Raw genomic sequence first — 24,407 nt, forward strand, 5'->3', positions numbered from 1 at the left:
CCCCTCCTCGCCCCCCCCCCCCCCCCCCCCCCCCACCCCCCCCCCACCCCCCCCCCCCCCCCCCCCCCCCCCCCCCCCCCCCCCCCCCCCCCCCCGCTTCGGGAGTCACTTGGTGATGGTGACGTTCACCGCGGCGCTGGCGGTGTTCGCGGTGACGACGCGGAACTTGTTGACGCCGACGCGGCCGCTCTGCACCCAGACCGAGTAGGTGGACTTCGCGGTCACCTTGGTGGTGGCGGGGAAGTTGACCCACTTGCCGTTCTCCAGCCGCTGCACCTGGACGACGGTGTTCTTCGCGATCCCGGTGGTCTTACCGCTGAAGGAGACCTTGGCCCACGCCTTCGCGGTGGCCTTGTCCGACTTGATCGTGACGGTCTTGGCGACGGCGGCCTTGACCGGGGCCGGCTTGCCGTCGGCGGCGTTCGCCTGCAGCGCGCCGGCGACACCGAAGCCGGTGGCGGCGAGTGCGACACCCGCGACGGTGGCGGCGGTACGGCGGACGAACTGCGCACGGTTCAACATGATGATGGTTTCCCCTCGTTGCGTTCAAAGGCCCTCGGTGAGCCTTCCGCAAGAAGAGACGCCCTGACTCGTCAAGAGGTTGTGTTACAGGTCTGTCTCAAGCGCCGGCAGTACCAGCCGGGCCAGTGCGCCGCCGCCCGGCGCCGCGCCGAAGGTGAGCTCCGCACCGAGAACCTTGGCGTGCCCGGCGGCGATCGTCAGCCCCAGACCGTGACCGACGCCACGCTCGGCCATCCCGGACCGGAACCGGCGCGGGCCCTCGGCAATCAACTCCTCGGGGTAACCGTTGCCGTGGTCAACGACCTCGACGACCCGCCCGGTCACCGTCACCTCGATCGGCGGCCGGCCGTGCCGCAGGCCGTTCACGATCAGGTTGGCCAGGATCCGCTCGATCCGGCGCGAGTCGGTCGAGACGGTCTCGTCCTTGCCATTCAGCTCGACGACGACGTCGTCCGGCGCGAGGGCCTGCTGCATCCGGAGCCGGGCGACCGCTGAGCCGACGAATGCGCCCAGGCCGACCAGCTCCAGATCGGCCTGCTCGACGCCGGAGTCGAACCGGGCGATCTCCAGCAGGTCCTCGACGAGGCGGCGGAGCACCTTCGCCCGGTCCCGGACCAGCTCACTCGGGCGGCCGGGCGGCAGCAGCTCGGCCGCGGTGGTCAGCCCGGTGACCGGCGTCCGCAGGTCGTGCGCGACGTCCGCGGTGAAGCGGCGCTCGGCCTCCAACTGACCGCGCAGCGAGCTGGCCATCGTGTCCAGCGCGGCGGCCAGCGCGGAGACCTCGTCCTTCCCCTTGCCGACGACGTCGGTGGCCGACGCGTCCAGGTCACCGGCCGCGATCTGGCGCGCCGTCCCCGCGACGGCGACGATCCGTTTGGACAGCCCACCGGCCAGGATGACGCTGACCAGCGCGACCAGACCGACCGTGCCGAGCCCGCCGACCAGCAGCGCCTGCTGCAACGCCCGCATCGAGTCGTCGGTGCTCTCGTAGTCCTGCACGATCGACAGGATGTTGCCGTCCTTGACGCCGACCGCGGCCCACATCTTCGCGTTCGGCGAACCGGTCTTGAACGTCGCCCGCTTACCCTCCAGCACGGCCGACCGCAGCTGCGGCGGCAGCTCCGGGTCGTTCAGCTTCGCGTCGAAGACCGGGACGCCGCTGCGGTCGTAGCTCTGCGCCGCGACCCGGATCCGCTCGTCCGCGAAACTCCGCGTCCGGTCCAGCCGCGCCGACTGGGCCTGCGTGTAGACCGCCACGCAGAGCACCAGGATCGCGAGCGCCGAGACCAGCAGGAAGATGAGGCCGAGTTTCCCCCTCAGCCCCACATCAAGCTCGCAGTTTGTACCCGAAGCCGCGGACGGTCTCGATGCGGTCCGCGCCGATCTTGGTCCGCAGGCGCTGCAGGTGGACGTCGACCAGGCGGCCGTCACCACCCCATTCGTAGTCCCAGACGCGCTGCAGCAGCGTGGAGCGGCTGAGCACGACCCCCGGGTTGTTCGCGAACTCGATCAGCAGCTTGAGCTCGGTCGGCGTCAGCTGGACGGTCTGGCCGCCGCGGCGGACCTCGAGGGCCTCGCGATCCAGCTCCAGGTCGCCGAACGACTCGACGCCGGAGCCGGTGGCCGGGGCCGGCCGCTCCGGATCGGCGACCGCGCGCCGCAGCACCGCGCGCAGCCGGGCCACCAGGACCTGGGTGTCGAACGGCTTGGTCACGTAGTCGTCGGCGCCGGCCTCCAGCCCGAGGACGACGTCCAGCGCGTCACCGCGCGCGGAGACCATCACGATCGGGACCGTGCTCGTCTCCCGGATCCGGCGGCAGACCGAGATCCCGTCCAGCCCGGGGAGCATGATGTCGAGCATCACCACATCGGGCTGGACCTTCTCGAAACGCTCGATCGCCTCCAGGCCGTCATCGGCCGTGGTCACGTCGTAGCCGTGGCGCTCGAGGGTCAATTGGGTCGCCTCACGGATCACCGCGTCGTCCTCGACCATGAGAATGCGCGCTGCCGGTTCTTCCGGTACCACCGAACTTCAGTCTCCCTTTTGGTCCGTCGAGCTCAGCCTGACCATCTGTCGGCCGTTCCAACGGTAGACCTCGGCCTTGCTCCCCGAGGGGCAGCAGGGCCGGTCGTCCAACGTGAAGACCTTCCACTCGACCACCAGGTCGCCTTGCCGGCTGGCCCTGATCGTCGGCTGATCGACCTTCATGCTCCAGATCCGCCGCGGACCCGGCGCGTCCAGCGCGATCAGGAAGGCGCCGAACACGAACTTGTCCAGGGTGTGGATGTAGACGACCTGCTGAGGAACACCACTGTGCATTACATCAACGGACGGACCCTGGCTGAGGCAACGCACAATCACGGTGCAATTCAGGAGAATGTCCCGCGACCAGGCGTCGAGCGCCTTGTCGGCCAGCAACTTTGTCCTGACCTGAGCCAGCGGGAGCGTCGGCGCCGGGCTCTTCCGGACGCCGGTACTCGGGCTGGGCGTCGTCGGTGTGGCGGGCCGGACGGTACTCGGCTCGACGGCCGGCTCGGCGCCCTCGACCCGCAGGCCGCCGCCGTTCCCGCAGCCGGACACCAGCGCCAGCGCGGCCACGGCCGCGATCACAGGGGCGAGCAGACGCCGCAGTCCCATCGGGCGCCTCCTACCCTGCCTCATCGATTCCCCCGGGAGATTCAGACAACTGCCTTCCATAGTGCTGGCCGGACGTCACATTCGACGACCGCGAAGGTCGTTTGGCCTCGACAGTTCCATTGCGGTTGGGTCACAGCACCCCACCCGCCACGACTTTGCCGGGATTGAGCAGATTTCCCGGGTCCAGCGCGGCCTTGATCGCGCGGTGGACGTCGACCGCCACCGGCCCGATCTCCGCCTCCAGCCAGCTCCGTTTCAGGACGCCGACGCCGTGCTCGCCGGTGATCGTGCCGCCGAGCTCGAGCCCGATCTCCATGATCCGGTCGAAGGCCAGCTGGGCCCGCTCGGCCTGCCCGGGATCGGCCGGGTCGAAGACCACGGTCGGGTGCATGTTGCCGTCACCGGCATGACCGAGGACGCCGACCGTGATGTCCAGCTCGCGGGCCAGCACCTCGATCGCGCCGATGAAGTCGGCCAGCCGGGACCGCGGGACGCAGACGTCGTCGATCATCGTCGTACCGAGCTGCTCGAGCGCGGTCAGCGCCGCGCGCCGGGCCTCCAGCAGCAGCTCGCCCTCGGCCGGGTCGTCGGCCTCGATGCACTCGATCGCGCCGTACTCACGGCAGAGTTTCGCGACGGCGGCGACATCGGCCGCGCCGGCCTCGCCACCGGCGTCCGACTGGGCGATCAGCATCGCGGCCGCCTCGGTCGGCAGGTCCATCCGCTTGTAGGCGTTGACCGCGGTGATCGTCGTCCGGTCCATGATCTCCAGCAGGCTCAGCGAGACGCCGCTGCGGATGATCTCGACGATCGCCTCGCCGGCCGCGACGCCGGAGCCGAACAGGGCCGCCATCGTCCGCGGGCGGGCCGCCTGCGGACGCAGCGCCAGGGTCGCCTCGGTGATGATGCCGAGCGTGCCCTCACTGCCGACGATCAGCTTGGTCAGGTCGTAGCCGGCCACGCCCTTGACCGTCTTCCGGCCGGTGCGCAGGATCCGGCCGTCGGCCAGGACCACCTCCAGGCCGAGCACGTAGTCCGTCGTGACGCCGTACTTCACACAACACAAACCGCCCGAGTTGGTGGAGAGGTTGCCTCCGATCGAGCAGAACTCCCAGCTCGACGGATCCGGCGGGTAGAACAGGCCGTGTTCGGCGACGGCCCGGGACAGGACGGCGTTGTAGACGCCGGGCTGGGTGACGACGTACCGGTCGACGGGCTCGATGGCCAGCACCCGGTCCATTTTCTCCAGCGAGATCACGATGCAGCCCTCGAGCGCGTTGGCCGCGCCGGACAGGCCGGACCGCGCGCCCTGCGGGACGACGGGCACACCCGCCGCGGCCGCGACCCGCACGGCCGCCTGGACATGCGCGGTCTCCCGCGCCAGGACGACGGCAGCAGGCACTCCGGCCGGGCAGAACATCGCCCGGTCGTAGCGGTAACTCTCCATCCGGTCCGGGTCCGTCACCAGCGCCTCCGCCGGCAACACCCGCCGCAGCTCTTCGACGACCGCACTCATACTCGTGAGCCTAATATCGATGCGCTGCGGCGGATGGGTGACGAGTGTCCGGGCTCAGCGGCCGCGGGAGGTCGCGTTCTCCGAGATCTCCTCGTAGCCGCCGCCGTAGTTGTGGTACTCCCGGCCGATGGCATGGAAGGTGATCCCGTTGCTGGTGGCGCGGATCTTCGGCGTCCGGCAGGTGCTCTGCCCCTTGACGACCGCGCCGTTGCCGCCGCTGCTGTCGCAGCTCAGCACGCGGCCGTCGTTCGACCCGCCGTGCTGAACCAGGAAGGCGTTGGCCTTCGCGTTGGCCGGCAGCTTGTTACTCATCTTGATCTCGGCCCAGTAGTTGGAGCAGTTGTCGCGCATCACGCGGACAGTGCCCCAGCTGGGTGGTCGGTTGTCGCGCAACATGGCCGCGGAGGCGACCGGTCTCGCACCTGAACAAGCAGCCGTTTCGGCTGCCTGGGCCGGTGCCGCGGCGAAGGCGATCGCGCCCGCCCCGGCCAAGCCTGCGGTGCTGAGCAGAATGCTCAGAGTCTTCATGACGAAACCCTTCCTGAGCACGCGCCCCGACGCGCGCTCAGGGGGGACACTACGCCAACAACCCCTGCCTTAACAGTCATTCCGGTAATCGGACGGCGACACGCCGTGTCCGGTTGCCGGGAGCAACGCTCACAGGTTGCCCCGGCGCTCCTGCTCGCGCTCGATCGCCTCGAACAGCGCCTTGAAGTTGCCCTTGCCGAAACCGAGTGAGCCGTGCCGCTCGATCAGCTCGTAGAAGACCGTCGGCCGGTCGCCGAGCGGCTTCATGAAGATCTGCAGCAGGTAACCGTCCTCGTCGCGGTCGACCAGGATCTTGCGCGACTGCAGCTCCTCGATCGGCACCCGGACGTGCCCGATCCGCTCCCGCAGCTCCGGGTCCTCGTAGTAGGAGTCCGGCGTGTTCAGGAACTCGACGCCGTTGGCCCGCATGATGTCGACGGTGCGCAGGATGTCGTTGGTGGCCAGCGCGATGTGCTGGGCGCCGGCGCCGTCGTAGAACTCCAGGAACTCGTCGATCTGCGACTTCTTCTTCGCGATCGCCGGCTCGTTGAGCGGGAACTTGACCCGGTGGTTGCCGTTGGCCACCACCTTGCTCATCAGCGCCGAGTAGTCGGTGGCGATGTCGTCGCCGACGAACTCGGCCATGTTCACGAAACCCATCACCTTGTTGTAGAAGGCGACCCACTCGTCCATCAGACCGAGCTCCACGTTGCCGACCACGTGGTCGATCGCCTGGAACAGCCGCTTCGGGTGCCCCTCCGGGCGGGTCACCTGGGTCTGCGCCGCGACGAAGCCCGGCAGGTACGGGCCGTTGTACTTGCTGCGGTCGATGAGCGTGTGCCGGGTGTCGCCGTACGCCGCGATCGCGGCCCGGCGGACGGTGCCGTGCTCGTCGGTGACGTCGTTCGGCTCCTCGAGCACGGTGGCGCCCTGGGCGCGGGCGTGCGCGATGCACTTGTCGACGTCCGGCACCTCGAGCGCGATGTCGGCGACGCCGTCCCCGTGCTTGCGGTGGTGGTCGTTCAGCGGGCTGTCCGGCGTGACGCCGCCGGTGATCACGAAGCGGCCCGATCCGGCCTTCAGCACGAACGCCTTGTGGTCCTTGTTGCCGTGCTCGGGACCGGAGTAGGCGACCAGGTCCATCCCGAAGGCGAGCTGGTAGTACTTCGCGGTCTGCGTCGCGTTGCCGACGACGAACACCACGGCGTCCATCGCGGTGACCGGGAACGGGTCGGTGCTCTCGTCGTACGGCACCAGGCCGACGAGCTGCTTGAGCTGGTCGAGGTCGAGATCGGCGTCGAGCTCTGCGGGGGTGAGGTCGGTGCTGGTCATCGGTGGCTCCTCCAGGTTCGGATCGGTACGCCGAGCCTGGTAGGCGGCATGCAGGTTGCGCAACAGTTCTCTCTTTTACTGCTCAACCTGTCTAGTATTGGCGGCACCCTGCTGGACTATTTGGTCAGTCTGACCATCACCGGAGGCGAGATGTCCGTCGATGCCCTGGACGCCCGGATCCTGGAGCTGTTCGCGGCCGAGCCGCGGGTCGGCGTCCTCGAGGCCTCCCGGCGGCTGGGGGTCGCCCGCGGAACCGTCCAGGCCCGGCTCGACCGGCTGCAGCGGGACGGCGTCGTCCGCGGCTGGGGCCCGGACATCGACACCACCGCGATCGGCTACCCGGTCACCGCGTTCGCCACCCTGCAGATCGAGCAGGGTTCGGGTCACACGACGGTCGCCGCCGCGCTGGCCCGGATCCCCGAGGTACTCGAAGTGCACACCATCACCGGCGCCGAGGACCTCTGGTGCCGCATCGTCGCCCGCTCGAACGCCGACCTCCAGCGGGTGATCGACCAGGTGGTGATCGTCCGCGGCATCCAGCGCGCGTCGACCGTCATCGCGCTGGCCGAGCAGATCCCGCACCGCGTGCTGCCGCTGGTCGAGGCGGCCACCAAGAGTTAGGCGAGGCGTTTGGCGACCTCGACCGCGGCGCGGGCCACCCGCGGGCCGACGAAGTCGCGGTCGAGTTTGCCCAGGACGACGACGCCGATCGACGCCTCGACCCCGGGGACGCCGAGCACCGGGGAGGACACGCCCTGGGCGCCGGCCTGCAGCTCGCCGGAGGTGACGACGAACGGGCGGCCGGCGGGGTCGGGTTTGCGGCGGCCGGCCAGGATCGCCTTCCCCGCGGCGCCCTGGTCGAGGGCGTGTCGCGAGCCCATCCGGTAGGAGACGTGGAAGTCCGTCCAGCTCGGCTCGATGACCGCGATCGCCAGCGCCTCGTCACCGTCGGCGACGGTGAGATGAGCCGTGGCGCCGGTGTCTTCGGCGAGTGACCGCAGTACCGGTAACGCAGCGTCACGCAGCGTGGGCTGGACCCGGCGGCTGTAGTGCAGGACCGCGAGCCCGAGACGGGCCCGGCCCTCGCTGTCGCGGCGGACCAGCCGGTGCAGCTCCAGGGTGTTGACGAGCCGGTAGACGACCGTCCGGCTGACGTTCAGGGCGGCGGCCAGCTCGGTGATCGAGAGCCCGTCCGGCGCGTCCGCGAGCAGCTCGAGGACTGTCAGCCCCCGGTCGAGCGTCTGTGAGGTCTCAGCGGGCACCTCCGAAGCGTATCCGGTAATCGGTGAGGACCGGAGGGGTTACGCGCTTTCACCGTGCGAGCCGTCGGCCCCGTATCTTGCTGCCGTGCGAAATTACTGGGCGCTCCTCCCCGCCATCGCCGTCATCGTGGGGCTGTTGCTGCTCTACGCCGTCCCGACGCTGATCAACCCGCAGTGGACGAAGACGGTGCTGAACCTGTTCCGGCAGTTCCCGGAGGACGACGAGTCGCGGGAGCTCGGGGCGCAGCAGCTGCGCTCGCGGCGGATGCTCGCGGGGCTGCTGGTGGTCGGCGCGCTCGCGCTGGTCGGCTTCAACGTCGCGCTCAACCGGGAGGCGAACGGCTGCTACACCGCGGCCCGCGCGTTCGGCGCGATCGACGGCAAGGCCGCGAAGGACCCGTGCATCACGATGCTCTACGGCACGTTCATCGGCGACGGCACCGGTCCGGCGTTCGAGAAGAACCCGCAGCCGGTCCCGGCGTACCAGCTGGTGCGGAAGAAGCATCCGTCGTACCTGCGCTGGATGCAGAACGGCCCGAAGTACAGCGACAAGAACCTGCTGATCGGGACGTCGCTGGAGTGCGCGACGGACCTGCGCGTCACCGAGGCCGACGACAAGATCACCGTCGTGATCGACGCCGACACGCCGTGCCCGCCGTCCGACAACGTCTCGCTCACAGCGGTCGAGCTGGAGCAGCCGGTGGGCGACCGCAAGCTCGTCACCGTCGGCGACAAGGAGATGGAGCGGATCGATCCAGACGCCGCCTCCTGGCCGAAGGTCCTCGGCAAGCTGGTGACCGGGGGCTAGCTCAACGCCCGGACTTCGGAGTCGTAGACCCGGAACGGGCGGTTGCGCGCCAGCAGGATCAGCAGGCCGATGATGCAGATCCCCGCGCCGGCCAGCAGCGCGAACGTCGGGGTCGTGAGCGAGGCCGACGTACCGGCGACGAAGTCACCCAGGCGCGGACCACCCGCGACGACCACGATGAACACGCCCTGCAACCGCCCGCGCATCGCGTCCGGGGCCGCCGACTGGAGCACGGTGTTCCGGTACGCCGAGCTGACCATGTCGGCCGCGCCTGCCAGCGCGAGCAGGGCCACACCGAGCCAGATCGTCCGCGCCAGGCCGAACACGCCGACCGCGGCGGCGTACACGGTGATCGCGACAAAGATCGCGATCCCCTGGCGGCGGACGCGCGTTACCCAGCCGGAGAACAGGACGCCGAGCAGCGCCCCGATCGCCGGCGCCGCCTGCAGCAAGCCGACCGTCTTCACCCCTCCGGCGAAGAAGGCGCCCGCCACCGCCGGGAACAGTGCCCGTGGCTGCGCGAACACCATCGCCAGGATGTCGGCCACGAACGTCGCCAGCAGCGCCGGCGCGGCCCGCAGGAACGTGAACCCCTCCAGCACCGACCGGATCCCGGCCCGGCGGACCGTCCCGGTCGGCGGCACCGGCGGCAGCCGGAACAGCGCGTAGAGCGCTGCCGTGAAGGTCAGGACGTCGACCAGGTACGCGGCCGCGAACCCGTGCCAGGCGATCAGCGCCGCCCCGATCAACGGGCCCGCGGTGAAGCCGAGGTTGAACGCCGCCGTGCTCAACGTGTTCGCGGCCGGCAGCAGCTCGGGCCGGACCAGCCGCGGGATGATCGCCGACCGGGCCGGGTTGTTCACCGCGAAGCAGGCCGACTGGCACGCGACGACGGCGTACAGCACCCAGGTCTGGTTCCAGCCGAGCTGGGACTGCAGGACGAGCACCATCGAGAGCAGCCACAACCCGGCCGACGAGTACAGCGCGAGCAGCCGCCGGTCGATCGCATCGGCCATCGCGCCGCCGTACAGACCGAAGACGACCAGCGGCACCAGCGAGCAGAGCCCGACCAGCCCCACCGCGAACGTCGAGTGCGTCAGCGCGTACACCTGGATCGAGACCGTCACCGCGGTCATCTGCTGCCCGAGCTGCGACACCGTCGACCCGATCCACAACCGGCGGAAGTCGGGCGACTCACGCAACGGGCGGATGTCGGTGAGAAGCGGCACGAACGCTCACCTTATGTCATGACACGGGCGGGAACCGGTCGTGGTCCAACGTTGCACCGACGGTCAGCCCGAGGCCGTCGCTGACCACATGACCGCCGCCGGTGTAAGTCGTGTCCGCGTCGATGTAGATCGTGACGTGCGCGATCCGCGGATCGCCGGTGAAATTCGGGGTCGCGGAGTGCGCGAGGTAGGCATTGTGGAAGGTGCAGTCGCCGGCCCGGAGCGGGATCGTGAGCCGCTCCTCCCAGCGGAGGTCGGGCGCGACGCGGAAGAGGTCGTCGCGGTCGGCCAGGTCCTGGGCGCGCAGGCCCTGATGCCGGTGCGAGCCCGGAATGAACGTCATACAGCCCCTCTCGACCGGGACGTCGACCAGCGCGATCCAGGCCGACAGCGCCTGCCGGGAGCCGCCGTGCGGCCAGTACGGCGCGTCCTGGTGGAACTCGGTTGCCGCGCCGTTGTGCGGCGGTTTGATCAGCAGGTGGTCGTGCCAGATCCGCAGCGGGACGCCGGCCAGCGCGGTCGCGGCCCGGGCGAGGTTCGGGTGCAGGGTGAGCTCGCGGAGGACGTCGTGGTCGCGCCAGACGTTGACGTACTGGTTGAAGATCGCCGAGCCGCCGGCGTAGTCGCTCGCGATCCCGCTCACCTCGATCGCGGCGTCCCGGAACCGGGCGGCCTCGGCGGCGGTGATGACGTTGCGGACGCGGACGACGCCGTCGCGGCGGTAGGCCGAAATGGTCGCTTCGTCGACGGCCGCGGTGGGCGTAGGGTCGGTGGTGGTCATCGGGCCACTCCTCGAAATCCGTTGTCAGCAGGCAGTTCCACCTTGGTCGCCGGGGCTGGGCGGCGGCCAGACGATCCTTGACCGGTGGTTGACTGAAATGCACAAGATCCTGAGCAGCGAGGTCTTCGCCGACCCGCGGCTGCCGGTCGCCGAAGAGCTGATCGAGCTGTCCGCGGACGTCGCACCGCACAGCCACGCGTTCTTCGAGATCGCGGTCGTGGTCGCGGGCACCGGCGTCCATGTCTCGGCGGACGGTTCCCGCCCGCTGGCGGCCGGGGAGGTCGTCGTCCTCCGGCCCGGGCAGTGGCACGGGTACTCGGAGTGCTCCGGGCTCGTCGTCCGGAACGCCTACCTCGGGGCCGACGTGTTCGGCCTGCTCTCCGGCGCCACCTCGCGGACGGCGCAACATCCCGCCGTCCAGCATGCGATGCGGTTGCTGGAAGCGGACCTCACCGCGAGCTGGACCCTCGACCAGCTCGCGACCGCCGTGAATCTCGCCCCCGGCTCGCTCGTCCGGCTCTTCGGGCGGACGGCGGGCACCCCGCCGATGGCCTACCTGAACCGCCTCCGCGCCGAGCGCGCGGCCGGCCTGCTGATCGAGACCGAACTCCCGATCGCGTCCATCGGCACGCTCGTCGGCTGGCCCGACCCGAGCCACGCCACCCGTCGTTTCCGCGCCCATTTCGGTCTGAGTCCAACCCGCTACCGAGAGGCATTTCGGCCGTAGGTGAAGATGTCCCCTGTGACTTCTGTGCGCACGCCTGACCCGAACCCTGGCTGGCTGTCCGACCTGGCTCTGCAGGAGACCCGATCCCGGGTCCCGATCCTGTACGTCGAGGCCGTACCGGCCCGCGTCGACGAGCGCGGGCACATCGAGCACGTGGGTGTCCTGCTCCGCGGCTCGGCCCAGACCAACCAGATCGTCCGGACGCTGGTCTCCGGCCGCGTCTTCCACGGCGAGTCGATCCGCGACGCGCTCCGCCGCAACATCGAGAAGGACCTCGGCCCGGCCGCCTTCCCGCGGCTCCCGGTCAGCCCGGTGCCCTTCACGGTCGCGGAGTACTTCCCGCTGCCCGGCCTGACGCCGATGCACGACCCGCGCCAGCACGCCGTGGCGCTGGTCTACATCGTCCCCGTCACCGGCGAGTGCAACCCCCGCCAGGACGCCCTCGAGCTCACCTGGCTCACCCCCGAGGAGGCCCTCTCCCCCTCCCTCCTGGGCGACCTCGAAGGCGGCCGCGGCCAGCTCCTCAAACAAGCCCTCGCCTGGTCCGGCGTCCTCTTCTAGGTCTCCTACCAGGGGAGTCGGCCGGCTTCGGCGTACACCTCACCGGTTGGGCCGTCCGCACCGAGCGTGGCCAACCGGACGGCTACGGCCGCGCCTTGGGCCGCGGTGCGGCCGGCGTCCCAGCCGCCCATGTCGGTGGCGCAGTTGCCGGGGTCGGCGGCGTTGACGAGGATGCCGGTGCCGCGGAGCTCGTTGGCGAGCATCACGGTGACCATGTTGACGGCGGCTTTGGTCGAGTTGTAGCCGAGTGTCCTGACCGTCGACATCCGGGACGCCGGGTCGCCGACCCGGGTGAACGACGCCAGCTCGGTCGACATGTTCACCACCCGGGCCTGCGGCGCCTTCCGCAGCAGCGGCAGCATCGCCTGGGTCACCCCGACCAGCCCGACCACGTTGGTCTCGAACCCCTCCCGCAGTACGCCGGGCGCGACGTCCAGGACCCCGGCGTCGCCGTCCGGGATGATCGCCGCGTTGTTCACCAGCACGTCCAGCCGCCCGTACGCCGCCGCGATCGCCGCCGCGGCCTGCTGGACGGACTCCGGATCGGTCACCGCCAGCTGGATCGCCGTCGCACCGACCTCCTCCGCGGCCGCCGTACCCCGCGCGAGGTCGCGCGACCCGAGCAGCACCTCGTACCCGGCGTCCGCCAACTGCCGAGCGATCTCCTTGCCAATGCCCTTGTTGGCGCCCGTCACGAGCGCAATCTTCGTCATGCCGTCCAGGTTGTCGATCTGCGAACGGCCGTGGCAGAGCGAGCCGACCCTGGGACCGGCAGTCCCTGGTTGCCGCTCCCGCGCCCTGCAACCATGGAGCAGTGGACCGCGCACAACTGGCCGACTTCCTCCGCGTCCGCCGGGAGCGGCTGACCCCAGCCGACGTCGGCCTGCCCGCTGGGCTCCGGCGCCGGACGCCGGGTCTGCGCCGCGAGGAGGTCGCGAGCCTCGCGACCATGTCGACCGACTACTACACCCGCCTCGAGCAGGGCCGCGGCCCGCGGCCGTCCCGCCCGGTCCTGACCGGCCTCGCCCGCGCCCTCCGCCTGAGCGACGACGAGCGCGCCCACCTCTTCCGCCTGGCCGGCGAACAACCCGGCCCGCCGCCCGGCCCGCCCGCGACCGTCCGGGACGGCGTCCTCCGGATGATCGCCCGCCTCGACGTGCCCGCGATCGTCCTGGACGCGAAGTACGACGTCCTGGCCTGGAACCGCCAGGCCGCCGCCCTCCTCACCGACTTCTCCGCCCTGCCGCCGCGCGACCGCAACCTGCTCCGCCAGCGCTTCCTGCACGGCGACCAAGCCGACCGCTTCGGCCGCGACGCGACCCGCGAGTTCGCCCGCGAGGCCGCCGCGGACCTCCGCGCCGCCGCCGGCACCTACCCCGACGACCCCGCCCTCACCCAACTCATCGCCGACCTACAAGCCGGCAGCCCCGAGTTCGCCGACATCTGGTCCCGCCACGAAGTGGCCCGCCAGCAAACCCTCTGCCAAACCATCCTGCACCCGGCTGTCGGCCGCATCGACGTCATCTGCGAGGTCCTCGTCGTCCCCGACCGCGACCAGCGCGTCATCCTCTACACGGCCGAGCCGGGCTCGGAGTCCGACCAGGCCCTCCGCCTCCTCGACGTCATCGGCACCCAGACGCTGGCCTGATCACATCTCCTGCGGGTCGAACAGGACCAGACCGTGCTGCTCCGCGAGCTGCGCGGCGTACTCCGCGACCTCGTCGGCGTAGTCGAACTGGACGCCGAACGGGAACAGATCGCCGACCGCATCCGCGATCAGCGGCTCGACGACCCACGGCCCACCGGCAGACAGCTCCGGCCAGCGGGCGAGCAGCGCGTTCGCGTACTCGACCAGCCGCGGGTTCGGCGGCGCCGGCTCCTCGTCCTCACCGTCTGAGGGCTCGACCTCGAGCTGTTCCATCAGCTCGGCGTACAGCTCCTCCAGGGCGTCCTCATCGGCCGGACGCTCGCCCACCCACACCACGAAGTCATAGCTCATACGGGCGATGGTCGCAGCCGCCGGGGTCGTCAGCGGGTGGCGAGGGCGTCGATCGCGGCGGCTACCTGGGTGGGGTGGGAGATCAGGGTGAGGTGGCCGGCTTCGGGGATGATCGTGGGTGGGGGCGCGCCGATGCGGGTCGCGGTCTGGTCGGCCGAGCCGCCTTGGTTGTCGAGGGCGCCGAAGACGACGGAGGTCTTGAGGGGCAGGCCTTTCAGCGTCGCGAGGCGCTCTGGGGTGACGGAGGGGATGCCGCTGCCGTTGAACATTTGCCAGAGGGCCTGTTCGGCGTCGGGGACGCGGTAGGGGCGGGTCCATTGCTGGACTTCGTCGTGAGTGAGCTGGGCGCATTGGCGGGCGCAGGCGTCGTCGTAGATGCGGCGGATCAGGCTGTCGGAGCCGATGGCGAGGCGCAGCGCCGTCGTCCGGTAGGGCTCGACGATCAGCGTCCGGACGAGTTGTTCGGGCGGGCCGCCGCCGGGGAGCGGGAGGGCGTCGCCGTCCAGGAACATCAGCCCGCCGACCTTCGCGGGCTGCTCGAGCGCGGCCTCGGCGATCACACCGGCGCCGAGCGAGTGACCGACCAGGATCGGTTTCGGTTGCCCAGGGCCACCGAGTTCCATCGCCGCCAGGAAACCGAGCAGTTGCGCGGCGAGATGCTCGATCGTGTACGGCGCCTTGCGCTCGCTGTAGCCGTAGCCGGTCATGTCGTAGGCGTACACGCGGTACTTCGGCGCCAGCAGCGGGACCAGCTTCGACCAGGTCTCGACCGACTCGGCGGAGCCGTGCACGAGCACGATCGGCGTCCCCGTCGTCCCCCAGGAGTCGTACCTGGTCTGCAGATCCGCCGTCCGGACGAACTTGAGCCCGGCCGGCGGTTGCACCCGCTCACGGGTCGCGAAGTTGTACGTCAGCGAGGCTCCGGTGACCACGAGCCAGACCACCACCAGGACGACGAAGATTCGCCGCAGCACCCGCACGAGCCGCTTCACGAGCTCAAGTTTGGCGGATGCGTCCAAGAGCCCCCGCACCCAGGTGGCTGGGTGCGGGGGCCCGGATCACCGGGGCGGGGCTACTGCCCGGTGAAGGTGAACGACGATCCCGGTTCCTTGGCGATGTCGCCGTCGCGGGAGTTCGTGACGACCACGTTGGTCAGCACGGCGTTACCGCGCGCGCCGCCCATCGCGAGGATGCCGGAGCCGTTGTTCGACTTGTCGATCCGGAGGTTGGTGAGCTGGACGTTCGGCATCTCACCGCCGCCGGTCTTGAACTGGATACCGTCGTACGTCGAGTCGTGGATCTCGGTGTCGCGGATCGTGACGCCGGGGATCGGCAGGTTCGACGGGAACAGCGTGATCGCGCCGAACTCCTGGTCCTCGTTCCAGAACGCCCCGCCGCAACGGTAGAGGCCGTTGTTCGCGATCAGCGTCGTCCCGGAGAACGGCAGCGGATCGTGATCGGTGGCCAGCATGATGCCGGGGTAGTTCATCGTGTCGTAGATCAGGTTGTTCTCGATCTTGTTGCCGTAGCCGCCGTAGATCGCGATGCCGTTGGCGCGCCAGGGCAGTTGCACGGTGTTGTTGGTGAACGAGTTGTCGTGCCCGATGTCGACCGACTGGTCCTTGACGTACTTACTCGCCCACACCGCCAGCGCGTCGTCGCCGGTGGTCCGGAACGACGAGTTGAACACCTTGGAGTTGCGGCTGCCGTTGGCGAAGTTGATGCCGTCGGCATAGGTGTTGCGGATCCGCATCCCGGAGAACTCCAGCCCGTCGGCCGGGCCCCAGAGGTCGGGGATGTTGTCGTAGTCGCGGCCGACCCAGGCCCCGACGTTCGCGTGCTCGATCCAGACGTTGCTGATCTTGGTGCCGGTGCCGAAGCGCCCGTTCAGCGCGACGCCGCCTTCGGCGTTACCGTCACCGCCGCGGATCCGGCCGGAACCGAAGATCGCGATATCCGACAGCTGCACGTTCTTGTCGATGTCGAAGCCGAAGTTGCCCTCGTGCGGATGGTTGATGCCGCCCGCGTTCTGCGGCTCGATCGTCGAGTACAGCTGCGAGTACCACATCCCCGCGCCGCGGATCGTGGTGTTGCTGATCCCGACCTGGTTGAACTGACCCCGGTTCAGCGGGTCGTCGGTCAGGATCTTCTTCTCCTGCCGCCACTGCCCGGCCGGGATCCAGACACAGCTGATGACGCCGTTCTGGTCGTCGGTGACCGCGCGCTGGATGGCGTCGGCGTCGTCGATCCCGTCACCCGCGATCGCGCCGTACTGCGTGATCGACGTACAGCCGGCCGGTTGGGTGAGGGCCGGCGCGACCTGCTCGAGATCGATCGAGTCGATGATGTAGAACGACGCGCTGTCCCCCGCGTCGCGCTGCAACTTGAACTTGGTACCGGCCGGGTAGGACTGGTTGAGCAGCGCGTTCGACTCGTCGAAGAGCCGGCGCGCGTCCCCACCGGGCGTGTTGGTCAATGACTCGGGGCCGTCGCTGTTGCCGTAGAGCCAGCTGTACCGGGAGCTCAGCGTGAGCTTCTGCTTGAAGGCTCCGTTGACGTACAGGCTGATCGTTGCCTCGAGCCCCTGTCCGTTCGCGGAGTCCGGGATCGAGTTGCGGACGACGATCGAGTTGGTCGGCACGGTCGAGGTGAACTCGACGTACTGGCCGGTCGAGTTCAGCCGGACCGACGAGCGGCCGGAGGACTCGGTGGCGAAGTTCGTGTGACCGAAGGTGCGCAGCGCGTCGGTGGTCAGCACGGTGCCGGTGTGCGCGGCGGCCTCCGCCTCGTACGAGGTGTACGGGACGGCGGCGCCGCGGCCGACCACGATCGCCCGGGTGAAGGTGTTGTTGTTCTCGTTGGTCTCGGCCACCGCGTTCGCGGCGTCCGCGGTCGCGACCAGGTTGGCGCCGCCGTTCGTGGCGGTCCAGGTGCCGGAGATCGCGACGGTGGCGCTGGATCCGGCGGCGATCGTGCCGGTGGCGCCGTTGAGGGTGGTGCTGCCGACGGTCAGCCGCGTGGTGCTGGCCGCGGCGGACGACGTACCGCGGTTGTTGACGGTGACCGTGAACGAGACGGCCTGGCCGGGCGCCGGGTTGGCCGGGTTCGACGTGATGCCGGTGACCTGGAGGTCCGGGCCGGGAGCCTGGGCGACCTGGAGCTGCGTCGACGCCTGAAGAGTGTTGTTGTTCTCGTTCTGCTCGGTGACGATGTTGCCCGAGTCGGCGACGGCCGCGACCGTGTAGCTGCCTTGCGCTCGGGTCCCGACGTTCGCGGTGACCGTGGCCGAGGCTCCGGCGGCGAGCGCGCCGACGGACGTCGTACCGGCAACTGTGCCGCCGACGACGAAGTTGAGGCTGCTGGCCGGGGCGTTCGCCGTGCCGTTGTTCTTGACCGTGGCCGAGAGCGTGATCGGCGTGGTCTCGGACGGGTTCGCCGGTGACCAGTCGACCGCGGTCACGACGAGATCGGGGTTCGGCGCCGCCGTCCCGAAGACCTGCAGCTCCGCGACCTGACCGCCGGGGGCGCCGGTGTTCGAGAAGACCTGCAGCCGGACGTCGGCGTACCGGCCGGAGACCGGGATCGTGACGGTGTTCTGGCCGCTGTTGGCGTTGAACTGGTAGTCGGCGCGTGCCTTGATCGAGGTGAAGATGTTCGACGCCTGCTCCCGGGCGAGCACCTCGATACTCTGCGTCCGCGGGCCCCAGATCGGGTCGGGGTTCAGCTTGACCACGACCGAGCCCAGGTCGGCGTTCGAGCCGAGCTTGACGGTCAGCGTGGACGGGAAGCCGTTCGACTCCCAGTAGGTGCCGGTGTTCCCGTCGTTCGCGTTCGTCGCGACGAAGGAGTGGACCGAGGACGACGCCTCGATCGCCTTGCCGGCGGCGAGATCGGTGCCGGTCGGCGGCTCGACCGGCCCGCCACCAGGCCCGGCCAGTTCGAACTCGGACAGTTGCGCGGCCGGCCACCCCGTGTTGGCCGTGAAGGTGAGGCGCACATAGCGCGCCGAGGCGGCGCTGAAGTCGATCGTGACGACGTTGCTCCCGCTGAACGAGTACGCCGTACTGCTCACCAGAGTGTTGAACGAGGTGCCGTTCGCGCTGCCCTGGACGGTCAGCGTCTGCGAACGCGCACCCCACGAGCCGGGCAGTTTGAGCGTCACCTGATTGACATCCACGGTGGCGCCCAGGTCGGCCTGGATCCACTGCGGGAACGCGTTGTTGTTGCTCTCCCAGTACGTGTTCTGGTTGCCGTCACCGGCGTTGTTGGCGGGATACCCGCCGACCGAGCTACTCGCGGACAGGGTCTTCGCGAGGTTCGCCGTAACAGCCGCAGTCGCCGCGGGCACCAGCCCCACCGCAACCACCGCCGCCACCAGCAACCCCACCAGCACCCGGCGGACAGGCCTTGCTTTCCCTTGCATAAAGGGCTCCTCCGTCAGAGGGCGGATAGACGGACAGCACCGTGCACTCTACTTTTTTCAACACCTTGCCAATTTCTTGCAACACGGTCCTCGCATGTTGCAACACCCGTCGGCACACGTCAACAGCTCGCCGCACGCGAAAACACCCCATCCAGAAACTGGATGGGGTGTTTCAGAGAGTGCGGATCAGGCCTTGCGTTGGGTGGCCCAGTCCCGGATGAGGTCGATCCGTTCCTTGAGCTGGACGGAGGACGCCTGAGCGGCCGGCGGGCCGCCCAGCTTGCGGCGGAGGTCGGTGTGGATGACGCCGTGCGGCTGGCCGGTGCGGTGGTGCCAGGCGGCGACCAGGCCGTTCAGCTCGCGGCGGAGCAGGGCGATCTGCTCGTGGGTGGCGAGCTCGGTGGGGGTCGGGTCCTCGCGGCCTTCGGCGCGTTTGGAGTTGCGCTTCTGGGCGGCGATCGACTTCGCCTGACGCTCGCGGAGCAGCTCGCGAACCTGGTCGGGCTCGAGCAGACCGGGCAGGCCGAGGAAGTCGAGCTCCTCCTCGGAGGCGTTGTCACCGCCGGTGCCGTAGTCGCCGCCGTCGAACACGACCCGGTCGAAGCTGGCATCCGATCCGAGGGCCTCGAACTTCGCGTCCAGCTCGTCGCTCGCGCCCTCGGCCTCGTTCGCCTTCTTCAGCAGGTCGTCCTCGAGGGCGAAGATATCGCCGTCCTCGTTGTTGTTCTTCCGGCCGAGGACGTGGTCGCGCTCGACCTCCATCTCGGCCGCGAACCCGAGCAGCCGCGTCACCGACGGCACGAACACCGACGCCGTCTCCCCGCGCTTGCGCGCTCGCACGAACCGCCCGACCGCCTGCGCGAAGAACAGCGGCGTGGACGTCGGCGTCGCGTACACCCCGACAGCCAGCCGCGGGACGTCGACGCCTTCGGAGACCATCCGGACGGCGACCATCCAGCGCGATTCGTCCGCGGAGAACTTGGCGATCTTCTTGCTCGCCGCCTTCTCGTCCGACAGGACGACGGTCGGCGCCTCGCCGGTGATCTCCCGCAGTGTCTTCGCGTACGCGCGCGCCGTGTTCTGGTCGCCGGAGATGACCAGCCCACCGGCGTCCGGCATGTGCCGCCGGACCTCGGTCAGCCGCTTGTCGGCGGCGTTCAGCACGGCGCCCATCCACTCGCCGGTCGGGTCGAGCGCCGTCCGCAGCGCCTGGGCGGTCAGGTCCTTCGTCAGCGGCTCGCCGAGCCGCGCGGCCACCTCGTCACCGGCCTTCGTCCGCCAGCGCATCTCGCCGGAGTAGGACATGAAGATGACCGGACGGACGACGTGGTCGCGCAACGCGTGCCCGTAGCCGTAGGTGTAGTCGGCCTTGCTCCGGGCGTGCCCGTCCGCGCCGTGCTCGTACGTCACGAACGGGATCGGGTTGTCGTCGCTGCGGAACGGCGTACCGGTCAGGCACAGCCGGCGCGCGGCCGGCTCGAACGCCTCCCGCACCCCGTCGCCCCAGCTCAGCGCGTCACCGCCGTGGTGCACCTCGTCGAGGATCACCAGCGTCTTGAACCGCTCCGTCCGCACCCGGAACGCGAGCGGATTCACCGCGACCCCGGCGTACGTCACCGCGACGCCGGTGAAGTCCTTGTTCGTCTTACCGCGGCGCCCGGCGAACGCCGGGTCGATCGCGATCCCGGCCCGGTCCGCCGCCTCGGCCCACTGCACCTTGAGGTGCTCGGTCGGGGTGACCACCGTGATCCGCTCGATCTGCCGCCGCTGCAGCAGCTCCGCGGCGACCGTCAGCGCGAAGGTCGTCTTCCCGGCGCCGGGGGTCGCGACCGCGAGGAAGTCCCGCGGGTTGCTCTCCATGTACAGCGTGAGCGCCTCCGCCTGCCAGGCCCGCAGCTTGCTCGCGGTACCCCACGCAGCCCGGTCCGGATAGGCCGGAGGAAGCACGCCCGACGCGCCAGGCACGTGCATTTCCACAGGCGGCACTCCCCCGATCGACGACAAGTAAGCCGTGCAGGAACGTTACCCGACATCACCGACAGAACAGATTCGCCGCCCCCGGAACCGCCCGGTTCGGCCGGTGGACGACTAGGGGTGACGGGGGCGGCGGCATACACTCGGGGGATGAGCACGCAGTTGAGCCCGGGCGCCGATACGGTCGTCGACGAGCGGACGCAGCCGTTGGAGGGCGGGGACCACGAGCGGTTCTCGCACTACGTCCCGAAGGACAAGCTGACCGAGGCGATGGTGATGGGGACGCCGGTGGTGGCCCTGTGCGGGAAGGTGTGGGTGCCGAGCCGGGATCCGCAGAAGTTCCCGGTCTGCCCGGAGTGCAAGGAGATCTGGGAGACGATGAAACCGGGCGGGGACGGCGAGGGCGAGTAGCCCTCAGTTCTGGGTCGGGTCGTCGGGGTAGGTGGCCAGGTAGGCCACCTCGTCGGTCTGGCGGCGCAGCACGCGGCGCCAGAGCGTGTCCGGGTCCTGGCCGAAGACGTCGTCGGGCCGCGATTCGACGACGTACCAGGCGCCCTCGGTGATCTCGCCCTCGAGCTGGCCGGACGACCAGCCGGCGTACCCGGCGAAGATCCGCATCCGCTGGATCGCGCCCTCGAGCAGCGCCGGCGGGACGTCGAGATCGACCAGCCCGATCCGGCCGAAGCACTCCCGCCAGCCCGGCGGGTCGGCGGATTCGATCACCTCGGCGACGGCGAGCGCGCTGTCGGTGCCGACCGGACCGCCCATGAACAGCACTCCCGGCTCGTCGACCGCCGTCGACCAGTCCGGCAGGACGCGATCGACGGCGAGATCCGCGGCGCGGTTGATCACCACGCCGAGCGCGCCGTCGTCGTCGTGATCGAGGAGCAGGATCACCGATCGGCGAAAGGGCGGCTCGTCGAGCAACGGGGTCGCCACCAGGAGTGAACCGGTGAGGGTCGAGACCGTCATACCCCCATCATGTCGTGCCCGCGGACCGGCGCACCACGGCCCACCCCGCCCAGGCCCCGGCCGCGACCCCGATCAGGTCGGCGAGCGCGTCGAAGACGTCGCCGTCGCGGTGCGGCAGCAGGTAGTGCTGGATCAGCTCGCTGGCCACCGTGTTCAGCACCAGGGCGGCCAGCAGCCAGCGGGCCGGGACGCCGACCCTCAGGCCGGTGAACGCGACCGCCGCGAACAACCCGAAGTGCGCGATCTTGTCGATCCCCGGGAACAGCTCCTCGGGCCCGGGTGACCCCGGCGAGTAGACGCCGTACAGCTGCAGCGCGCAGGCCGCCACGAAGGCGGCCCGCCACAGCCACACCGAAACCGCCGGCGCCGTCATCAGAGCGCAGGCGAGTCGTCCGGGAAGACCTCGCTCGCGGGCGCCTTGCCGCCGGCGGCGTCCCGGACGGCGTGCGCGACGCGCGTGTGCACCTCGGGGTGGAAGACGCTCGGCACGATGTACGTCGCGTTCAGCTCCTCGTCGGTGACGACGCCGGCCAGCGCCTTCGCGGCCGCCAGCTCCATCTCGATCGACACCTTGGACGACTGCGCGTCGAGCAGACCGCGGAAGACGCCCGGGAAGACCAGCACGTTGTTGATCTGGTTCGGGTAGTCGCTGCGGCCGGTCGCGACGACGGCCGCGTGCTCGCCGGCCTCGGCCGGGTCGACCTCGGGGGTCGGGTTCGCCAGCGCGAAGACGATCGAGTTCTCGTTCATGGTGGCGATGTCGGCGCCGGTCAGGATGTTCGGCGCGGAGACGCCGATGAACACGTCCGCCCCGGCCAGCGCGCCCTTCAGGTCACCGGTGTACTGCGCGGCGTTGGTGTTCTCCGCGATCCAGCGCAGCTCCGGCGACAGGCCCTCGCGCTCGGTGTGGATGATGCCGCCGATGTCGGCGACGCAGGTGTCCTTCACGCCGGCCGCGATCAGCAGCTTGAGGATCGCCGTCCCGGCCGCGCCCGCGCCGGACAGCACCACCTTCACCTCGCTGATGTCCTTGCCGACCACGCGCAGCGCGTTGTACAGCGCGCCGAGGACGACGACCGCCGTCCCGTGCTGGTCGTCGTGGAAGACCGGGATGTCGAGCTCCTCGCGCAGCCGGGCCTCGATCTCGAAACAGCGCGGCGCGGAGATGTCCTCCAGGTTGATCCCGGCGAACCCCGGGGCGATCGCCTTGACGATCTCGACGATCGCGTCCGGGTCCTGGGTGTCGAGGCAGAGCGGCCAGGCGTCGATCCCGGCGAACCGCTTGAACAGCGCGGCCTTGCCCTCCATCACCGGCAGCGCGGCCTTCGGGCCGATGTTGCCCAGGCCGAGGACGGCCGAGCCGTCGGTGACCACGGCGACCGTGTTCCGCTTGATGGTCAGCCGGCGCGCGTCGTCGGGGTTGGCGGCGATCGCCAGGCAGACCCGGGCCACGCCCGGGGTGTAGATCATCGAGAGGTCGTCCCGGTTGCGGATCGGGTGCTTGGCCTCCATCGAGATCTTGCCGCCGAGGTGCATCAGGAAGGTCCGGTCCGAGACCCGGCCGATCTCGACGCCCGGGACGGCGCGCATCGCCTCGACCAGGCGGCCGGCGTGCTCGGTGTCGGCGGCGGCGCAGGTGACGTCGATCCGCAGCCGCTCGTGGCCGGACGCGGTCACGTCGAGGGCGGTGACGAGGCCGCCGGCCTGCTCGACCGCGGTCGTCAGCTTGCTGACCGTCGAGCCGCCCGCGGGCACCTCGAGGCGAACGGTGATGGAGTACGAAACACTCGGCAAGGCAGTCACGCGGGTGATCCTCTCATGGCACTGGTAAGGCCCTGAGGTTCCGTTCGTAAAGTCCACGGACCGCCGGGCCATCACAATCGGGCCAAGCGGTCACGGCCACGCTCACACGTTCCGCCGGGTGGCAATTGTGATGGGGCAGCGGTGCGCTACTCGGCCAGCCACTTGCGGACCGATTCGTTGTGCTCACCCAGGCGCGGCGGCGGGACGTTCGTCTCGCGGGCGCCGGCGTACGGGAGGTCGTCGAAGCGCAGCGGCGGGCCGGGCAGCTGGATGGCGCCCAGCGCCGGGTGCTCGACGTCGATCAGGAGGCCCTGCGAGCGGGTCTGCTCCCACTCGTAGACCTGCTGGAAGTCGCGGACCTTCCCGGCCGGAATCCCCTGCTCGGCCAGCGTTTCCAGCCACTTGTCGGCCGGCGCCTGCGCGAACGCCGCCTCGATCGCGGCGATCAGCTCGTCCCGGTTGCCGACCCGGTCCGCGTTGGTCGCGAACCGCGGGTCGGCCGGATCGAGCCCGACGATCGGCGCGAACGTCCGCCATTGCCCCTCGCTGCCGACCGCGACCTGCACGCTGTCGTCCGCCGTCGAGAACATCCCGTACGGCGCGATCTGCGCGTGGTGGTTGCCGATCCGCCCGGGCACCAGCCCGGCGACCGTCCACTTCGTCCCGTGGAACGCGTGGACGCCGACCATCGCGGCCAGCAGACTCGTCCGCACCACCCGGCCCTTGCCCGTCACCGACCGCTCGTGCAACGCGGCCAGCGCGCCGTACGCGGCGTACATCCCGGCCAGCAGATCCGCGATCGGGACGCCGACCTTCGTCGGCTCGGCCTCGCCGGTGACGCTCATCAGGCCGCCCTCGCCCTGCGCGATCTGGTCGTACCCGGCCCGGCCGCCCTCCGGCCCGTCGTGCCCGAACCCGGTGATCGACACGACGATCAGCCCCGGGTTCAGCTCGTGCAACCGCTCGACCGGGAAACCGAGCCGGTCCAGCACCCCCGGGCGGAAGTTCTCCAGCAGGATGTCGGCCCGCTGGACGAGCTTGGTCAGCAGATCCTTGCCCTCGGCGGATTTCAGATCCGCGGTGACGGACTCCTTGTTGCGGTTCGCGGACAGGAAGTACGTCGACTCCCCCTCGACGAACGGCGGCCCCCAGCCGCGGCTGTCGTCGCCGCCGTCCGGGGTCTCGACCTTGATCACCCGCGCGCCCAGGTCCCCGAGCATCATGCCCGCGTGCGGCCCGGCCAGAGCCCGGGTCAGGTCCACCACGACGACATCCGAGAGCAGCTGCATGCCTGTGAGGCTATTCGGTCAGCTCACACGGTGGCGCGAAATG

At 70.1% G+C, this 24,407-nt stretch carries 25 protein-coding genes; 6 read left to right on the forward strand and 19 right to left on the reverse strand.

The features are described from left to right. Window positions 1-105 precede the first annotated feature (105 nt). The 7 genes from ACZ6ZD_RS24375 to hppD form a co-directional block, all read right to left on the reverse strand. Window positions 106-522 carry a hypothetical protein gene (locus ACZ6ZD_RS24375; RefSeq protein WP_465675794.1) on the reverse strand — a complete coding sequence of 139 codons (417 nt, stop codon included), beginning with the start codon at window positions 520-522 and terminating at the stop codon, window positions 106-108. Between the two features lie 84 nt (window positions 523-606). After that, window positions 607-1,848 carry a sensor histidine kinase gene (locus ACZ6ZD_RS24380; protein ID WP_465675796.1) on the reverse strand — a complete coding sequence of 414 codons (1,242 nt, stop codon included), beginning with the start codon at window positions 1,846-1,848 and terminating at the stop codon, window positions 607-609. A 1-nt stretch (window position 1,849) separates the two neighbouring features. Further along, window positions 1,850-2,515, reverse strand: coding sequence for a two-component system response regulator CseB (gene cseB / locus ACZ6ZD_RS24385; protein ID WP_171671981.1), 666 nt, complete (start codon window positions 2,513-2,515; stop codon window positions 1,850-1,852). Window positions 2,516-2,554: 39 nt separating this feature from the next. Further along, window positions 2,555-3,160, reverse strand: coding sequence for a hypothetical protein (locus tag ACZ6ZD_RS24390; RefSeq protein WP_465675798.1), 606 nt, complete (start codon window positions 3,158-3,160; stop codon window positions 2,555-2,557). A 130-nt stretch (window positions 3,161-3,290) separates the two neighbouring features. Then, a complete protein-coding gene (locus ACZ6ZD_RS24395; RefSeq protein ID WP_465675800.1) occupies window positions 3,291-4,676 on the reverse strand; it encodes an FAD-binding oxidoreductase in 1,386 nt (461 codons plus the stop codon). Between the two features lie 54 nt (window positions 4,677-4,730). Further along, window positions 4,731-5,204, reverse strand: a complete 474-nt coding sequence (locus ACZ6ZD_RS24400) for a hypothetical protein (protein WP_465675802.1) — start codon at window positions 5,202-5,204, stop codon at window positions 4,731-4,733. Window positions 5,205-5,333: 129 nt separating this feature from the next. Further along, the gene (gene hppD / locus ACZ6ZD_RS24405) at window positions 5,334-6,536 is read right to left on the reverse strand and encodes a 4-hydroxyphenylpyruvate dioxygenase (RefSeq protein WP_465676095.1); all 1,203 of its coding nucleotides are present in this window, start codon (window positions 6,534-6,536) and stop codon (window positions 5,334-5,336) included. Window positions 6,537-6,686: 150 nt separating this feature from the next. Between hppD and ACZ6ZD_RS24410 the strand changes: the two genes are divergently transcribed. Next, complete coding sequence (locus ACZ6ZD_RS24410; RefSeq protein ID WP_465675805.1) at window positions 6,687-7,157, forward strand: Lrp/AsnC family transcriptional regulator; 471 nt, start codon at window positions 6,687-6,689, stop codon at window positions 7,155-7,157. Here the strand turns inward: ACZ6ZD_RS24410 and ACZ6ZD_RS24415 are convergent. Beyond that, entirely contained in the window at window positions 7,154-7,798 is a 645-nt protein-coding gene (locus ACZ6ZD_RS24415) for a helix-turn-helix domain-containing protein (RefSeq protein ID WP_171671991.1), read from the reverse strand. The two genes, ACZ6ZD_RS24410 and ACZ6ZD_RS24415, sit on opposite strands and share 4 nt — an antisense overlap. Window positions 7,799-7,883: 85 nt before the next feature. Here ACZ6ZD_RS24415 and ACZ6ZD_RS24420 point away from each other — a divergent pair, with 85 nt between their 5' ends. Continuing rightward, window positions 7,884-8,606, forward strand: a complete 723-nt coding sequence (locus ACZ6ZD_RS24420) for a hypothetical protein (RefSeq protein ID WP_465675807.1) — start codon at window positions 7,884-7,886, stop codon at window positions 8,604-8,606. Here the strand turns inward: ACZ6ZD_RS24420 and ACZ6ZD_RS24425 are convergent. Beyond that, window positions 8,603-9,835, reverse strand: a complete 1,233-nt coding sequence (locus ACZ6ZD_RS24425; protein WP_465675809.1) for an MFS transporter — start codon at window positions 9,833-9,835, stop codon at window positions 8,603-8,605. The two genes, ACZ6ZD_RS24420 and ACZ6ZD_RS24425, sit on opposite strands and share 4 nt — an antisense overlap. Window positions 9,836-9,851: 16 nt before the next feature. After that, window positions 9,852-10,616 carry a phytanoyl-CoA dioxygenase family protein gene (locus ACZ6ZD_RS24430; protein WP_465675811.1) on the reverse strand — a complete coding sequence of 255 codons (765 nt, stop codon included), beginning with the start codon at window positions 10,614-10,616 and terminating at the stop codon, window positions 9,852-9,854. A gap of 97 nt (window positions 10,617-10,713) precedes the next feature. Here ACZ6ZD_RS24430 and ACZ6ZD_RS24435 point away from each other — a divergent pair, with 97 nt between their 5' ends. Further along, window positions 10,714-11,343: a helix-turn-helix domain-containing protein gene (locus ACZ6ZD_RS24435; protein WP_465675813.1), complete on the forward strand. Its 630-nt coding sequence runs from the start codon at window positions 10,714-10,716 to the stop codon at window positions 11,341-11,343. 15 nt (window positions 11,344-11,358) lie between these two features. After that, window positions 11,359-11,904, forward strand: coding sequence for an NUDIX hydrolase family protein (locus tag ACZ6ZD_RS24440; RefSeq protein ID WP_465675815.1), 546 nt, complete (start codon window positions 11,359-11,361; stop codon window positions 11,902-11,904). 5 nt (window positions 11,905-11,909) lie between these two features. Here the strand turns inward: ACZ6ZD_RS24440 and ACZ6ZD_RS24445 are convergent, their stop codons facing one another. Next, window positions 11,910-12,617 carry an SDR family NAD(P)-dependent oxidoreductase gene (locus ACZ6ZD_RS24445; RefSeq protein ID WP_465675817.1) on the reverse strand — a complete coding sequence of 236 codons (708 nt, stop codon included), beginning with the start codon at window positions 12,615-12,617 and terminating at the stop codon, window positions 11,910-11,912. 101 nt (window positions 12,618-12,718) lie between these two features. Between ACZ6ZD_RS24445 and ACZ6ZD_RS24450 the strand changes: the two genes are divergently transcribed. Continuing rightward, window positions 12,719-13,552 (forward strand): helix-turn-helix transcriptional regulator, encoded by an 834-nt coding sequence (locus ACZ6ZD_RS24450; RefSeq protein ID WP_465675819.1) that lies wholly within the window; start codon window positions 12,719-12,721, stop codon window positions 13,550-13,552. Here the strand turns inward: ACZ6ZD_RS24450 and ACZ6ZD_RS24455 are convergent, their stop codons facing one another. The 4 genes from ACZ6ZD_RS24455 to ACZ6ZD_RS24470 all read right to left on the reverse strand — a co-directional run bounded on the left by ACZ6ZD_RS24455 (window position 13,553) and on the right by ACZ6ZD_RS24470 (window position 20,297). Further along, on the reverse strand, window positions 13,553-13,903 hold the full coding sequence (locus ACZ6ZD_RS24455; protein ID WP_465675821.1) for a hypothetical protein: 351 nt from the start codon (window positions 13,901-13,903) through the stop codon (window positions 13,553-13,555). Window positions 13,904-13,932: 29 nt separating this feature from the next. Next, window positions 13,933-14,895: an alpha/beta fold hydrolase gene (locus ACZ6ZD_RS24460; protein ID WP_465675823.1), complete on the reverse strand. Its 963-nt coding sequence runs from the start codon at window positions 14,893-14,895 to the stop codon at window positions 13,933-13,935. Between the two features lie 80 nt (window positions 14,896-14,975). Beyond that, window positions 14,976-18,326, reverse strand: coding sequence for a CARDB domain-containing protein (locus ACZ6ZD_RS24465; protein WP_465675825.1), 3,351 nt, complete (start codon window positions 18,324-18,326; stop codon window positions 14,976-14,978). 186 nt (window positions 18,327-18,512) lie between these two features. Then, on the reverse strand, window positions 18,513-20,297 hold the full coding sequence (locus ACZ6ZD_RS24470; RefSeq protein WP_465676097.1) for a DEAD/DEAH box helicase: 1,785 nt from the start codon (window positions 20,295-20,297) through the stop codon (window positions 18,513-18,515). A gap of 153 nt (window positions 20,298-20,450) precedes the next feature. Between ACZ6ZD_RS24470 and ACZ6ZD_RS24475 the strand changes: the two genes are divergently transcribed. Then, window positions 20,451-20,711: a DUF3039 domain-containing protein gene (locus ACZ6ZD_RS24475; protein WP_465675827.1), complete on the forward strand. Its 261-nt coding sequence runs from the start codon at window positions 20,451-20,453 to the stop codon at window positions 20,709-20,711. A 3-nt stretch (window positions 20,712-20,714) separates the two neighbouring features. Here ACZ6ZD_RS24475 and ACZ6ZD_RS24480 read toward each other — a convergent pair whose 3' ends face one another. The 4 genes from ACZ6ZD_RS24480 to ACZ6ZD_RS24495 all read right to left on the reverse strand — a co-directional run bounded on the left by ACZ6ZD_RS24480 (window position 20,715) and on the right by ACZ6ZD_RS24495 (window position 24,364). Next, window positions 20,715-21,272: a YqgE/AlgH family protein gene (locus ACZ6ZD_RS24480; RefSeq protein ID WP_465675829.1), complete on the reverse strand. Its 558-nt coding sequence runs from the start codon at window positions 21,270-21,272 to the stop codon at window positions 20,715-20,717. 7 nt (window positions 21,273-21,279) lie between these two features. Then, entirely contained in the window at window positions 21,280-21,645 is a 366-nt protein-coding gene (locus ACZ6ZD_RS24485; protein WP_465675831.1) for a VanZ family protein, read from the reverse strand. Next, on the reverse strand, window positions 21,645-23,075 hold the full coding sequence (locus ACZ6ZD_RS24490; RefSeq protein ID WP_465675833.1) for an NAD-dependent malic enzyme: 1,431 nt from the start codon (window positions 23,073-23,075) through the stop codon (window positions 21,645-21,647). Before ACZ6ZD_RS24490 ends, ACZ6ZD_RS24485 begins: the two co-directional genes overlap by 1 nt. A gap of 146 nt (window positions 23,076-23,221) precedes the next feature. Next, entirely contained in the window at window positions 23,222-24,364 is a 1,143-nt protein-coding gene (locus ACZ6ZD_RS24495) for a CaiB/BaiF CoA transferase family protein (RefSeq protein WP_465675835.1), read from the reverse strand. Window positions 24,365-24,407: the final 43 nt, after the last annotated feature.

Source organism: Kribbella sp. NPDC104218, assembly GCF_055584105.1.

What these genes read in the sequence shown, in the direction of transcription:
- ACZ6ZD_RS24475 (WP_465675827.1), top strand. Translation starts at nt 20,451, where the DNA reads ATGAGCACGCAGTTGAGCCCGGGCGCCGATACGGTCGTCGACGAGCGG.
- ACZ6ZD_RS24455 (WP_465675821.1), bottom strand. Translation starts at nt 13,903, where the DNA reads ATGAGCTATGACTTCGTGGTGTGGGTGGGCGAGCGTCCGGCCGATGAG.
- cseB (WP_171671981.1), bottom strand. Translation starts at nt 2,515, where the DNA reads ATGGTCGAGGACGACGCGGTGATCCGTGAGGCGACCCAATTGACCCTC.
- ACZ6ZD_RS24445 (WP_465675817.1), bottom strand. Translation starts at nt 12,617, where the DNA reads ATGACGAAGATTGCGCTCGTGACGGGCGCCAACAAGGGCATTGGCAAG.
- ACZ6ZD_RS24495 (WP_465675835.1), bottom strand. Translation starts at nt 24,364, where the DNA reads ATGCAGCTGCTCTCGGATGTCGTCGTGGTGGACCTGACCCGGGCTCTG.
- ACZ6ZD_RS24400 (WP_465675802.1), bottom strand. Translation starts at nt 5,204, where the DNA reads ATGAAGACTCTGAGCATTCTGCTCAGCACCGCAGGCTTGGCCGGGGCG.
- ACZ6ZD_RS24470 (WP_465676097.1), bottom strand. Translation starts at nt 20,297, where the DNA reads ATGCACGTGCCTGGCGCGTCGGGCGTGCTTCCTCCGGCCTATCCGGAC.
- ACZ6ZD_RS24480 (WP_465675829.1), bottom strand. Translation starts at nt 21,272, where the DNA reads ATGACGGTCTCGACCCTCACCGGTTCACTCCTGGTGGCGACCCCGTTG.
- ACZ6ZD_RS24395 (WP_465675800.1), bottom strand. Translation starts at nt 4,676, where the DNA reads ATGAGTGCGGTCGTCGAAGAGCTGCGGCGGGTGTTGCCGGCGGAGGCG.
- ACZ6ZD_RS24430 (WP_465675811.1), bottom strand. Translation starts at nt 10,616, where the DNA reads ATGACCACCACCGACCCTACGCCCACCGCGGCCGTCGACGAAGCGACC.
- hppD (WP_465676095.1), bottom strand. Translation starts at nt 6,536, where the DNA reads ATGACCAGCACCGACCTCACCCCCGCAGAGCTCGACGCCGATCTCGAC.
- ACZ6ZD_RS24390 (WP_465675798.1), bottom strand. Translation starts at nt 3,160, where the DNA reads ATGGGACTGCGGCGTCTGCTCGCCCCTGTGATCGCGGCCGTGGCCGCG.
- ACZ6ZD_RS24485 (WP_465675831.1), bottom strand. Translation starts at nt 21,645, where the DNA reads ATGACGGCGCCGGCGGTTTCGGTGTGGCTGTGGCGGGCCGCCTTCGTG.
- ACZ6ZD_RS24410 (WP_465675805.1), top strand. Translation starts at nt 6,687, where the DNA reads ATGTCCGTCGATGCCCTGGACGCCCGGATCCTGGAGCTGTTCGCGGCC.
- ACZ6ZD_RS24375 (WP_465675794.1), bottom strand. Translation starts at nt 522, where the DNA reads ATGTTGAACCGTGCGCAGTTCGTCCGCCGTACCGCCGCCACCGTCGCG.
- ACZ6ZD_RS24435 (WP_465675813.1), top strand. Translation starts at nt 10,714, where the DNA reads ATGCACAAGATCCTGAGCAGCGAGGTCTTCGCCGACCCGCGGCTGCCG.
- ACZ6ZD_RS24465 (WP_465675825.1), bottom strand. Translation starts at nt 18,326, where the DNA reads ATGCAAGGGAAAGCAAGGCCTGTCCGCCGGGTGCTGGTGGGGTTGCTG.